The 12,846-nt window shown below is 59.2% G+C and carries 14 protein-coding genes; 1 reads left to right on the plus strand and 13 read right to left on the minus strand.

Annotated features, from left to right (window positions below; all coding sequences use genetic code 11):
- Positions 1-146: 146 nt before the first annotated feature.
- The 13 genes from hisA to O2S87_RS16145 all read right to left on the minus strand — a co-directional run bounded on the left by hisA (position 147) and on the right by O2S87_RS16145 (position 12,009).
- Entirely contained in the window at positions 147-881 is a 735-nt protein-coding gene (gene hisA, locus O2S87_RS16085; protein ID WP_475409784.1) for a 1-(5-phosphoribosyl)-5-[(5-phosphoribosylamino)methylideneamino]imidazole-4-carboxamide isomerase, read from the minus strand.
- A 63-nt stretch (positions 882-944) separates the two neighbouring features.
- The gene (gene flaJ, locus O2S87_RS16090) at positions 945-2,687 is read right to left on the minus strand and encodes an archaellar assembly protein FlaJ (protein WP_475409785.1); all 1,743 of its coding nucleotides are present in this window, start codon (positions 2,685-2,687) and stop codon (positions 945-947) included.
- A gap of 10 nt (positions 2,688-2,697) precedes the next feature.
- Positions 2,698-4,368 (minus strand): type II/IV secretion system ATPase subunit, encoded by a 1,671-nt coding sequence (locus tag O2S87_RS16095; RefSeq protein WP_475409786.1) that lies wholly within the window; start codon positions 4,366-4,368, stop codon positions 2,698-2,700.
- A 9-nt stretch (positions 4,369-4,377) separates the two neighbouring features.
- On the minus strand, positions 4,378-5,136 hold the full coding sequence (gene arlH / locus O2S87_RS16100) for an archaellum protein ArlH (RefSeq protein WP_475409787.1): 759 nt from the start codon (positions 5,134-5,136) through the stop codon (positions 4,378-4,380).
- 2 nt (positions 5,137-5,138) lie between these two features.
- Entirely contained in the window at positions 5,139-5,603 is a 465-nt protein-coding gene (gene arlG / locus O2S87_RS16105; protein WP_475409788.1) for an archaellum stator protein ArlG, read from the minus strand.
- Between the two features lie 2 nt (positions 5,604-5,605).
- The gene (gene arlF / locus O2S87_RS16110) at positions 5,606-6,019 is read right to left on the minus strand and encodes an archaellum stator protein ArlF (RefSeq protein ID WP_475409789.1); all 414 of its coding nucleotides are present in this window, start codon (positions 6,017-6,019) and stop codon (positions 5,606-5,608) included.
- Positions 6,009-7,508 carry a FlaD/FlaE family flagellar protein gene (locus O2S87_RS16115; protein WP_475409790.1) on the minus strand — a complete coding sequence of 500 codons (1,500 nt, stop codon included), beginning with the start codon at positions 7,506-7,508 and terminating at the stop codon, positions 6,009-6,011. The genes arlF and O2S87_RS16115 overlap by 11 nt, the downstream gene beginning before the upstream one ends.
- A gap of 96 nt (positions 7,509-7,604) precedes the next feature.
- A complete protein-coding gene (locus O2S87_RS16120; protein WP_475409791.1) occupies positions 7,605-8,108 on the minus strand; it encodes a chemotaxis protein CheD in 504 nt (167 codons plus the stop codon).
- A gap of 43 nt (positions 8,109-8,151) precedes the next feature.
- Complete coding sequence (locus O2S87_RS16125) at positions 8,152-9,330, minus strand: chemotaxis protein CheC (protein WP_475409792.1); 1,179 nt, start codon at positions 9,328-9,330, stop codon at positions 8,152-8,154.
- 1 nt (position 9,331) lies between these two features.
- Entirely contained in the window at positions 9,332-9,694 is a 363-nt protein-coding gene (cheY, locus tag O2S87_RS16130) for a chemotaxis protein CheY (protein ID WP_475409793.1), read from the minus strand.
- Positions 9,695-9,844: 150 nt separating this feature from the next.
- Positions 9,845-10,756, minus strand: coding sequence for a DUF7500 family protein (locus O2S87_RS16135; RefSeq protein ID WP_475409794.1), 912 nt, complete (start codon positions 10,754-10,756; stop codon positions 9,845-9,847).
- Between the two features lie 127 nt (positions 10,757-10,883).
- Positions 10,884-11,450 carry an archaellin/type IV pilin N-terminal domain-containing protein gene (locus O2S87_RS16140; RefSeq protein WP_475409795.1) on the minus strand — a complete coding sequence of 189 codons (567 nt, stop codon included), beginning with the start codon at positions 11,448-11,450 and terminating at the stop codon, positions 10,884-10,886.
- Positions 11,451-11,472: 22 nt separating this feature from the next.
- A complete protein-coding gene (locus O2S87_RS16145; RefSeq protein ID WP_475409796.1) occupies positions 11,473-12,009 on the minus strand; it encodes an archaellin/type IV pilin N-terminal domain-containing protein in 537 nt (178 codons plus the stop codon).
- 353 nt (positions 12,010-12,362) lie between these two features.
- Between O2S87_RS16145 and O2S87_RS16150 the strand changes: the two genes are divergently transcribed.
- Positions 12,363-12,698: an ArsR/SmtB family transcription factor gene (locus O2S87_RS16150; RefSeq protein WP_475409797.1), complete on the plus strand. Its 336-nt coding sequence runs from the start codon at positions 12,363-12,365 to the stop codon at positions 12,696-12,698.
- The last annotated feature ends 148 nt before the right edge of the window (positions 12,699-12,846 follow it).

Genomic DNA, 12,846 nt, shown 5'->3' on the forward strand with positions numbered 1-12,846 from the left:
TACCCCCTGAAGGCGAACGGAAAGTCAAAGGGGATACCCTGGATTAAGCGTTGAGCGTGGTTTGTGCAGTGTTTTGTCGGATTCACGCCCGGCGTGAACGCCGGGACTCTCTCCTTGTATTAGGTAGCACCGAAAGCAGTTCGGTTTCAGTTCGAGACGGCATCGATAGCCGCATCGAGCGTGAACGCGCCCTCGTACAGCGCGGTGCCGACAACGACCGCCGCCGACCCAGCCTCGCGCAGCGCGAGGATGTCTTTGATCGTTGCCACCCCGCCGCTGGCAACCACCGGGATGTCGACCGCTTTACACACCCGACTCACGAGTTCGGTGTCGACGCCCTCCAGTTGCCCCTCGACGTCGACGTTCGTAAACAGAATCGCACCCGCGCCGAGTTCCTCGTAGCGCCCGGCGGCCTCGGCGGGATCGAGACCCGTCGACTCGGTCCACCCCGAAACGACGACTTCGCCGTCCTTGGCGTCGAGACTCACCATCACCGAGCCGGGATACCGTTCGGAGATTTCGGTGACGATCTCGGGGGTTTCGACCGCCGCCGTCCCCAAAATCACGCGATCGACGCCGAGTTCAAGCAGTTCGAAGGCGTCTTCGGCAGTACGGATTCCGCCGCCGATCTGGAGGTCGACCTCAGTCGAGTCGATGATCGTCTCGAAGGCCGCGCTGTTGACGCGTTCGCCCGCGAACGCGCCGTCGAGATCGACGAGGTGCAGCGTCTTCGCACCCTGGTCGACCCACTGGTCGGCAGCGGTCTGGGGCTCGCCGTAGCGTTTTTCGGTGCCGCGTTCGCCTGCGACGAGCTGGACGACCTCGCCGTCTTGGACGTCGACTGCCGGGATCACTTCGAACGGTGTGAACGGATCGCTCATACCTCGTCGTTCGGTGGTCGGCTGATAAAACACGGCGATCCTCGTGGACCGCTCAGGTGATGCTCAGATCGCGAGGATAGCGCTGACGACCTCGCGGGTGAAGATGGCAGTGAGACAGCCGAGCCAGGTGAGCATCACGAAGTGGATGTAGGCGGTCGCCTTGTTGCCGCCGTCGATCGTCCGGATCATCACGGCCGAGAGGGCCCCATTATAAAGGATCACCAGCAACAGGAGATACTCAATGAGAGGAATGTTGTAGGGGTCGGGGTGGATGATCTGGCCGACGTCGAACTGGTCGATATCCAGCTCGGTCGAGAAATCGGCGAGGATGTTGACGACCTCGAGGCCGATGAAAAACGCGAACGTCGAGGCGGCAGTAATGCCGTATAGCAGGCCGATCAGCGTCGTTGTCGCCTGTTTTCGCTGAACGCGGAGCTGGTTGACACGGTTCATGTTACTGCTGATGATCTCGCCGAGCAGTTTCGTGTTGCCACCCATCTGTCGACCGACCAGAAACATCTCGCTGAACTTCTGGATGAGGTACGACCGCGATTCGATCGTGAACTCACCCCAGGCCTGGTCCGGACTGAGCCGCATCATCAGCCGGCGGTAGAGCCGATTGATGCCGGGAGTCAGTGCGCCGAAATCCTTGGTCCGCAGCGTTTCGAGCACGTCCGAGGTCGTCGACTGTTTGGCGTGTTCGGCCGCCCCCAGCGAGCGGATGAAGTTCGGAAACTGGTCGTCGCGCTTGTGGATCTGTTGTTCCTCGTTGCGGAGGACGATTCCAGTTACCAGCAGTGGAGCAACCGGAAACGCGACGTACACTGGCAGCGGCACCTCGTCGAGAAAGAACAGCAGTCCGTCGACGCCCGGGCCGATGCCGAGAAAGCCGAGCCCCATGAACAGCACGAGCGAGATGGAGCCGATCCCCCCGAACCCCAGTGCGCCCCAGAGCTTGCGGTTCTCGACAAACCGGCTCTCAGGGAAGTACCAGACCGGATCGTACGGCGACATCGTTCGGATGACGAAAAAGAAGCCGAACTGGACGAACACGAACATGACGATGACGCCGACGACCGTCAGCGTTGGATTGATGCCACTGAGGATCGGCAGCACGATCGCGAACACGAGCGCGAACGTCATCGAGAGGATCATCGACATATACAGGTCCTTCATTACCTCGATGTTCGACAGCGCCCCCTCGTACACCGTGCTGTACTGCTCCATCATGATGTCCTGTTCGTTGACCAGGAAGTCCTTCATCTCCTGGCCAGCGCCCATGATGTAGCCCAACCGCTCCAGAAAGTCCGCCAGCGCCTTGCTCGGCACCTCTTTGGCCCGCCTGCGACAGGCGTCGTCGAGGCTCTGGTTCCAGGTGTCGACGAGCCGGACGACCTGGCCCAGCTCCTCGGCCAACACGCCGTACTCCTCTTCTGTGGCCAGCGTTCGGAACACCTCCATCCGGTCGATGTTCGTCATCGAGAGGACGGTCATGTGGGTCATCACCAGGTGGAACTGGTTTTCGATCTGGATGCGGCGTTGGCTGATGTAGATTTTCGGATAGAGGACCGCAGTACAGAAAATCAACAGCCCCAACAGCGGCAGCGGAAGCCGAACGAATATCGGGACGGACAGCAGGACGGCGGCCCCAATCGTCGCCAGAAAGACGACGAACGACGGAAAGAGTACAGCGACCAGATACCGCTTGCGCGACATCTCCAGCTTGTCGTAGGAGGCCAACAGCTCGGAGATGAACGACAACAGCGTATCGAGCCGGTCGGTTTGCTGCTCGGTTTGGGTCGCCATATGGAGACTGTTAGTTGCGGGTGGGCGAGGGGCGCATCGAAAAGGGCAACCCCTCGACGCCATCGCGCTGGAAGGCGTCGATCGTTTCGTTGACCTCGTGGTAGCCCAAAATACCCTCCTGAATCATCCGTTCGGTGATTTCGGCGCGGTACTGCAGATCGTCGTAGATGTCTCGGGTGTCGGCATAGCCCAGCAGCGTCGCGATCTGTTCTTCCAACACGTAGGAGTTGTTCATCCCCTGGAAGATGATCTCGTCTTCGACCGGATCCCAGGTGAACACCTCACGAGTGACGACGCCGTCCATCTCCTTGGAGTAGCCCTCGATTTCTTGGACACTCGTGACACGCCGAAGCACCTTGTCGCCCTGTTTGACCCGGTTCTGGAACAGCGCGACGTCGGCATTGTCCATGAACGTCTCGGGGACGTTAATCGGGTCGCCGGTAAAGCGCTGGATCATCGAGACGATGTCGCTGGCGTGGAACGTCAGCATGACGGGGTGGCCGGTCTGGGCGGCCTGGAACGCCATCCGTCCCTCCGCCCCACGAACCTCCCCCACGATAATGTAGTCGGGACGTGACCGGAGGGCTGCCGCCACGAGATCGAACATGTCGACCTCGCTTCCCTCTTCACCTTCTCGGGTCATCAACTGCTGCCAGGTGTCGTGCGGCGGGAGCACCTCGGCGGTATCCTCGGCGGTGTAGATTTTGGCGTCCCGTGGAATGTACGAGAGAATGGCATTGAGCGTGGTCGTCTTGCCGGATGCCGTCTCGCCGACGACGAAGACGGTCTGTTCGTTCTCCAGGCAAAGCCAGAGGTAGGCTGCCAGCTCCGGCGAGAGCGTCTGCCAGTTGGTGATCTGGTTGACCGACAACGGCACCTCTTCGCCCTGTCGGATCGTCATCGAGGGACCTTTGATCGAGACGTCGTTCGAGTAGATGATGTTGACACGCGAGCCATCGGGTAGCGTCGAGTCGACGATCGGATCGGAGTCCGAAACCGGATCGCCGATCCGTTCGCCCATGTTTCGGAGCCAGCTGTCGTACTCCTTGAGCGTCCCGAAGTCGACGGTCGTCGGCATCATGCCGAACGTTCCGTGATCGATGTGGCACTCGTGGGGGCCGATAACGTGAATATCCTCGTTCTGGGTGTCGCGCATCACCGGTTCCAACGGACCAAAACCGACGATATCGCGGTTGAGCCGGTAGCGGATCGACGAGTAGGTCTGCTGGTTGACCTCGATCTTGCCGAGGTTCCAAAACTGCTTGACACGGTCGTAGAACGTGGTCTCGCCGTCCGAAATGTACGTCGCGTCCTCGAGAAGCTCTTCGATCAGGTCGTCGTAGCCCGACTCGTCGTCCGGTGAGCTTCGGTGACCGCTCATCGACAGCAGCTTGCGTTTGACCTTTTCGAGAATCACGGCCTCCGAGTCCGAGAGCGTCGGCTCGACGGTGTAGTACTTCAGTTTCTGGCCGACGTCACCGTGAACGTGCACGAAAATCGGCCCGCCGACTGGATACAGCACGTTGGGTCGGCGCGTCTCGTAGTCATCGGGTGACTCGACGAACAGCGGGAACTCGCCAGTGATCTGCTTGAACTTCATCAGATGCTCGCGCAGATGTGGCCGACGCATCGCCATCTGCTTGAGTTCGTCAGACGGTTTGGGAGTTCCTTGATCTGTCATGGCTATTCCTTATGCTACACTACGGCTTTCGATGACAATACCAGTTCCGGACCGAACAGAAAACCCGATCGTATCGCCAACCTGTTCGCCCATCCCGGCAAACCGCTTGACCTGGAGTTGGCGACGAATGTCGTTGCCGACCTCGACCATCTGGATCTCGATGAACACGTCGGCGATCGAACGGAACGGGCCGATGGCTTCCTCGTCGACCGTCGAGGGGTCGACGGTGAGAATGATGATCTTGCCGTCGGAGATCATATCACGGAAAAACGAGATGATCTCGAGGGCGGCCTGTCGCTCGTCGTTCTGGCGAACAAGCGACTCGAACGTCGGGTCGTTCCGCAAAATCGCATCGAACGTGTCGATGATGACAATATCCGGTTCCCACATGGTTTCGGCCTCCATCAGCCGCTTGAGCAGCTGTTTCCGCTCGGTGTTCTTGTCGCCGAGAAGCGCACCGGAGGTGTCGAAATCGGCGTGCAGAAACAGCAGCTCCTCGCGAAGCAGCGGCTTGACCACGTCGTACGAAAGCGAGTTCATCTGGTCGATAAACCCTGAGACAGTCAGCTCGGTCGACAGAAACGTCACCGACGCACCTTCTTGGGTAAAGCCGTAGCTGAACCGCTGGCTGATAGCGCTCTTGCCAGCCCCGTAGTCGCCCTCCAACAGGACGATGCTACCGCGTGGAATGCCGCCACCCAGCTCTTTGTTCAACCGGTCGTGCTCCTCCATACCGAGCGAAATCAGGTTTCTGTGTGCTCTACTCATGGTTATGAACCTCGGAATTCGAACAGCTCTTCGTCCTCGTTGACCGTCAGATACAGCCGGTTGTCTCCCTCGTCGATCAGTGGCTCGGAAATCGTGATGCGCACGACCTCCCCGGACCGCCAGACAGTTTCCTCGTCTTCTTCGTCGTTGGCGTCCTCGATGTCGAGGTCGTCGTTTGCGACGAACGCGCCATTGAGCACGGCGTCGACCGAAGATTCCTCTATCGAAACCGCCTGTGAGCCCGTGTTGCGGACGTACACGGTCAGCTCCTCGTCCTCGGTGTACTCCCCGCCGGGATCGCTCACAATCGTCATATCCATCCGCACCTGCTCGGTGACGTCGACGCTCCGGTCGTCGATCGCACCGTTGAGCCGGTCGACGCCGGTGGTGAGCGTGCCGACGACGCCAGCGGCGATCACGAGACTCGCGATGAAGATAATCAGGTGCGATGCCGAAACGCTCGCCATCGTTAGTTCTCCCCCGTGTCAGTGACACCGGTCTCGGTGGTGAGTTTGACGCGCCCCGGCTCGTCTTCGAACCCTGTCAGTTCGAGCGTCTCCCCTGGAAGCCATAGCTCGGTGTCAGTGTCACCGTCGACGCTCGTGTCGTACGTATCCCGTGGTTGGTACTCGCCGTTGATCACGAGATCGAGCTGCGTCACGTCCAGCGATGTCGAGCCAGTGTTGTTCACGGTGATTGTATCCGAGCCGATAGAGTCGATTTCGATGTCGGTGTTTCGCATATCGAGCTGCGAATCGTCACGGTCGACTTCCGCGTCCTGTATCTGTTCGTAGCCGTTCGAGACCGCAGGGTACAGCGTGCCGACCGCGAGGAACAACCCCGCGAAGATGATTGCCGTCGACGCGCTGACACTAAAGCCCATTTTCGCCCGGCGCGAAGGTATCCCACCGATCGAGGATCACCGACGTCGCAGTCGTGCCGTTGTTGAGCTTCATGATGTATTTCAGGCTGTGGACGTGGTGGATCCGATTCAGCTGGTCGCAGCCGGGACGGTCGACCTTGTTGCGGTCGATGTTGCCGAACCCCGAAAGGAACGAGCGTAGGTGGTTTGCAACCGGTGTATCGATCCAGTCGATGCGTTCGTAGTAGTTGACCGCTCGGGCGGCGTCAGTGACGGTCGACTCCTCGACGAGGAACTCGAGCCACTCCATGACGACCAGATCGCCGACGTAGTCGCCGGGAATCGACGTGAGGTACGGTTTGTCACCGCTGCTCGACAGCTGATCGGAGGTGACGTACTCGAAGTCGGATCCAGTCGCGGCGTCGGCTTCGGTCGACGCCTCGGAGTCGTCGGCGTCGGATTCGGCTGCCAGCGCTTCGTCGGGTTCGTCGTTTATCTCGTCAAACTCGTCGTCATCGTCCAACTCACCGAACTCGTCGGAGCCCTCGTCGAACTCGCCGAGATCGTTGAGGTCGTCGTCCTCGAAGCCGTCGTCCATCTCACCGAAGCCGTCGTCATCGAGTCCGTCATCCATCTCGTCGAACTCATCGGCGTCCTCGTCGGCCCACGAGGCGTCTCCCGAATCGTACTCGTCTTTCAGTTCACTAAACGACTTACCGCCGGTTGAATCTTGTTCGCTCACCATTTCTTCGTCTTCGATTGTCTCGTCTTCGTCCAGTTCATCTTCGAACTCGTCGTCGTCTTCCTCGACGAGTTCGTCGTCGAAAAAGCCGTCCGCGTCCGCACTCATCACGCCGTCGTCGACGTCCTCGTCGGCGGCGGTGCTGGTGTCGGCTTCGTCGTCGGAACCGTCGTCAAACAGCCCTAGTCCACCGCCGCCGGTGCCGACGTCGAACTCGTTGGCGTCGGCCTCGTCGACGAACGGGTTGATCCCGCGGGTGACCATCTCGTAGATATCGAGCAGGTTTCTGACGTCTTCTTCAACGTCTTCGATCCGGTCGCTGATCTCGGTGTTCTCGCTTTTGACGGTGCCGACCGTCGACGAGAGGCTGGCGACCTCGTTTTCGAGCTCGTCGACCTGGTGTTCGAGCTCGTCGATGTTGCCGCCACCGCCACCGCCGCCACCGAAGTCGTCGTCCATCCCGCCGAAGTCGTCGCCACCACCGAACCCGCCGTCCATCCCACCGAAGTCGTCGTCCATCCCGCCGAAGTCGTCACCGCCACCACCCATTCCGCCGAACTCGCCGTCGTCCATCAGTGCGTCGCCACCGCCTCCACTGCCGGTGTCATTGTCATCATCGTTCGAATCGAGAATCCGATCGATAATACTCGCGCCGACGAGCCCTGCGGTTCCTGCGGCCGTGGGACCGAGCACCGACAGGTCGGTGCCCAACAGCGAAATCCCATCGAGCGCGGGGAGTGTGACGAGGAACGATATACCGAGACCCATTATCTGAAAACGTTACGACCAGTATACTTCAAACCACCCCTCTGAATTTCACGGATGAGATTTTGCGAGAACCGGCCACAGTGACGAACGAGTCGCTTACAACGACCGAGTGGTGTCGTCGGCAGTCCGAATCGAAAGCGACTCGCTGGCGGGATCGAACCGAATAGACCGGCCGTGGTTCCCGCCGACGTCCGAGTCGACCAGCCGAAGCCCGTGGTCGTCGATCAGCTTTTTCGCCATCGCGATGTTCCGACTCCCGATTGACTGGCCACCCGAGGTGAACTGGATCATCTCGCTGCCGCCGACAACCCATGCACGAAGCCGATCGGCATCTGCTCCCGCGGTGACCATCTCGTCGATCAACAGCGGGATCCCGGTGTCGACGAACTTCGCAGGCGACGAATCGCGTGCATCGTCGACACTTGGTAACATGACGTGGATCAGCCCCGAGACCGTGTGTTTCGGGTCGTAGAGAACGATGCCGAGACAGGAGCCGAGTCCACTGGTAATGAGAACGGTCTCGTCGGTGACGACAGCGTACTCGGCGATGCCGATCTTCTGTCGGGCAACCGTCTGTGTGTCTGTCTCAAGGCGTTTCACGGATGATCACGTGGTGTCGACTGCAAGGGAGGACAGAGGGTGGTCAGGACTGTGTTGGGAGTGCTGACAGTGCCCGAGCGAGTTCGCGTTCGTCAGGAAGCGCGTAGATGTCACACCGTCCCTGGTGGCCGTCGATTTCGATCGTCGAGTCGATCACGAACGCGTACTCCTGTCGCTGGCCGAGTTTGCCGATGACGGGACTCATGATCGCAGAACCCATGTCGTGGACGAAGTTCGGCGGTGTGTGTTCGATGCTCGTGCCGAGGACGTTGGCCCAGCCGTCGATGAAGCCGCTGGTCATGATGTTGCCCAGCTCCTTGATCGCACCCTCGGTCATCGCGCCGATCCCGTCTTCGCCCGTCCCACCGCCGGGCATCATTGAGCTGGCGACCGTTTGGGCCGACTCCTCGTCGAACAGGACGACGAGATAGCCGCTGGGCAACCCCGTGAGTTCGAAGACGACACCCACGAACCGGTCGTCGCCGACCTGTCGCGGCACGCCTTTGAGCGGAACGAACCGGAGCCGACTCACGTCGACGTTGGTATCGAGGCCGGTCATCATCCCGATCTGGCCAGCGGCGTTGCCCGCACCCTGTGTCGCCAGCTGCTCGAAGGCACTGAGACGGTTGACAGGAATCTGGTTGCCGCCGTCGCTGCCCGACAGCAGTTCGACGAACTGGCGGTATTCGGGCAGCATGTAGATCGAAAAATCCAGGTCGACATCCATCGCTTCGAGCCGGCTTTCGAACAGGAAGACACCGTGTTCCTTGGCCGCCTGGATCGCCTGATCCGGCAGGATGCGCGGGCCGACGGCCTCGGTGTACTTCGGCGGCGTCATGTTGATCGCGGTGCCGAGGTGGTTAGCCCAGCCGTCGATGAATCCGCCTATCATGATGTTTCCCAGCTCGGTTACACTGCTTTGGGCGAGTTCGTCGCTCGACCCCGTTGCCTGCAACAACAGGTCCTGCAGCATAAGCGCCCGCTCGCGTTCGAACGCGAGCACGGTCTCGCCTTCGAGGCCACCTTCGAGGCCGAGTTCGACGCCGACGAACGACTGGCCGGTGAACGTTTCGGCCAGCACGTTGCCGGTAACGAGGCTCACATCGGTGACCTCGACGTCGATCTGGATGCCGGTTAGCTGTGACAGCGAGCCAGCCGCACGCTCGGCACCGAGTGAGGCGAGATGGTTGAACTGCCCAAGCTCGCGGATGTCGACTTTCATATCAGGCAGGGACGACGTCGTTGATCGCTTCGAGTACGTTGGGTTTCTGGAACGGTTTGGTGATGTAGCCCGACGCTCCGGCCTTGATTGCTTCCTTCATTTTTTCTTCTTGGCCGACACTAGTACACATGATCACTTTCGCGTCGGAATCGGCGCTCGTAATCTCGTCGGTCGCCTCGATCCCGCTGCGGATCGGCATGACGATATCCATCATCGTGATGTCTGGATCGTGTTCGTTGTACAAGTCGACGGCCTCGACACCGTTTTCGGCTTCTCCGACGATCTCGAAATCCCCCTCCAAGATCTCACGGAGGAGGTTCCGCATAAACTCGGAGTCGTCGGCGATCAGCACACGCTTTGGCATATATGCTGTTCGCATCGCCCCATTATCATAAACACTCCCCTACAGTTATCACCACTGAGAACACAGGCCGCGGCAGTTCACTGACTGAATAAAAACCTTCAGGTTTCGGTGAACAGCCACACAGCAACCAAACGATCGGTCGACGGCGACTCAGCGGTCGGTCGACGGCGGGACGGTAAACGACCCTTCGGTTCGCACTGCCGCAAGCAGGTCGCCGATCGAATCGTCCGGCGTGAGGCCGTACTGTTTGACCATCGTGTACACGCTCTGGACCGGGTACTCGACTGCGAGGTCGCTGCCGGCGAGGATAATTCCCAGGACGACTTCGGGTTCGACTTCGTCGGTCGTCTGGCGGGCGTACCACCGCAGCAGGGTTTCGAGCGTTTCGCCGATATCATCGGAGGTCATCCGCCCGCGGTTGACCTGGCCTTCGATGTTGAGCGTCGCATCGAAACCGTAGTCGCCGCTGGCCTGGGCGAGCGACTGGGCGAGAAAGGCACTCACGTTCTCGTTGGTGATCTCGACCGACGGTGGCTCGGCTGGCGGCTGGTCGTGTGCCGCGAGATCCGTCGAGGCGGGCCCAGGGTTCCGGTCGGCTGTCGACGTCGAGTTCCGGGTCGACCCTGATTTCGAGGTCGACCCGGTTTTCGAGGGGTCTGATGCTGGAGTCGACTCGGGTTCCGAGGTCGGCTGAGTCGGTGTGTTCGACTCGGCCGCCGACCTCGACTGCGTCGACTGTGTTTTTGAAGGCTCACGAGAGCGCGGGTCGGGGTTCGGCTCGTCAGAGCGGGGCGTCGACGGCTCGGCGTCTGTGGGCGTGGTGGGAGTGGTGGTCGACTGTTGGGGGTTCTGGGCGCGGTCGTCGTCATCCTCCTTGCGGTCGAGCCAGTCGGGGTTGTCGAGCAGCTCTCGATCCGGTTTCTTCGCGGGCCCGTTCGGCGAGACGACGTACCGCCCGTCGTCGATCTCTTCGACCTCCGGACGCTTGGTGATATCGAGTTCGTCGGGCGCGAGCACGCGCTCGCGAGAATCGTCGTCCGAGTCCGAATTATCCGAGCCCATGGCTATGTGCGAGTTTGTCAGTCTGGTAAAAGAGTGTTGCCCTCACGTGAGGGATCACCGAGCGCGTGTCCAACCGTGGGGTCGGAAGCGCCCGCCGATAGCGAAAAACTGTGTGACCGAAGCTCAGTTAGAGCCTGTAGTCTTCGTCAGAGTCGAGCGTGCTCGGTGCGCGCTTTTCGACGAAGGTAGTCCCGCCCGACGAGGATGTCACCTCTAGCTCGATCTCGTCGCCGGAATCGAGTGGAGCCTCATCGTTGATATCACTGAGGTCGAATTCTACTTCGTAGATGTCGCTCGTGTCCTCGAGTTCTTCACCACTGCCCTCGACTGCGCTGAGACTGTACTCTTCGTTGTCACCGCTCCCATCATCCGTGAATGTGCCACTTTGGCCGTTAGCGAAGGCATCGACCGTGAGTTTCGTGAGATCGATGTCACCAGCACCCGATGCTTTCGAAACACTGAGCGTGACGTTATCGATTCTACTACTGCTGTTGGTTTCCCCCGTGACTGTGGACACCTGGACGCGGTCGCTGACCTCCTCGCTGCTTTCCTGACCGGTGTTTTCTGCCTGACTCTGGAGGAGACCGGCGGTGTTGATCAGCACACCCGCAGCGATCGCCGCCACCAACACCATCGCGATGAACACTATGAGTGTTCCGATTCCTACCTGACCTCTGTCGTTATCGTTGAACATTGTTGTGACTTCCTTTGATTATTTATAAGCGGTATTCGTCGCCACCGTCGATCGTGCTCGGTGCACGTTTCTCGATGAAGGTCGTCGCACCCGACGCGGTTCTCAACTCGATCTCGACCGTCTCATCTGGACCTATGTAACCCGTTGCTTCATCTAGATCGATATTGATCGTGGCGCGATCATCGGAGTCCTTGAGCGTGTTGTCGCTTTCACTCGAATCGATGACGTCAAAGTATTCTCCGTTGGACTCGCTATCGTTGAAGCTGAGTGTTTCCGAATCGCCAGCTGCAAACACTTCCACGGTCGTTTCGTTGAGATCGATGTCGCCAGCGCCAGACGACCGGCGCACGTTGACATCAATTTCGTGAATTTCGTCGTCATTTTCTGCAATACCCACAACGTTGACAGCTTGTACGCGGTCGCTAACTTGATCGCTCGATTCGTCACCGGTGTTTTCGGCCTGACTCTGGAGCAAGCCAGCTGTGTTGATCAGTACCCCCGCGGCAATGGCAGCAACCAGAACCATCGCGATAAACACGATGAGGGTCCCGATTCCCACCTGACCTCGATTTTCGTTTGTGAACATAGTTTTGTCCCGCCTGTCGCCCGATGTCGGGAGCACAGACGCTATGTGTCCAAAATAGAATGTCAATATTAAAACCGCGTTCCAAATTATACAAACTGATAAACAAACTCAGAGCCCGTCTCGATGCGGAACACAGCGTTTGAGACCACATTCACCGCGGCAAAACGCCCCTCGTGAGACCGTCTCTCACGGTCGGTCGACACCCGCGCTCGAATCACCTGTCGACCGCCGAACGCCGAATACCGGAGGTGAGATCTGCGTCGACAGGGTCGCGCGCGCAGAGCCACCGACACCCTTTTTATTAAGATACTCCCAATTATCAACGAATGACAGCTGAGGATCTGATCGAGGTACTCGGTAACAAATACAATACCGACATTCTCTCTGCGACAACCGACCCGAAATCCGCCCAAGATCTCAGTGACGAACTCGGTGTGCCGATCGCCACCTGCTACCGGCGGATCAACGAACTCACTGAGACCAACCTGCTGGAGCTGCACGACCGGCCGCTCTCGGACGAACACCGCCGAATCAAGGTCTACCGGCGCAACGTCGACGAGATCGAAATCAACTTCTCAAACGGAGTCGCAGTCGAACTCTCCGAACGGTCGGTCGTCAAAAACAAGCTCGACGACGTCTGGCGGACGATGTCGAACCAGTGACATCCTCCTCGCCGTTAACGGCTGTCTCTTACCCATAATTCAGTGACAGAATCTAAAACTAACTAAATAAGGTCTGAAAATAAATAATTGGTCAAAATTAGTATATTATTCCGACGGCCTACGATAGGACTGGATTATACTCAGAAGT

It is taken from the genome of Halohasta sp. A2, from assembly GCF_056175805.1.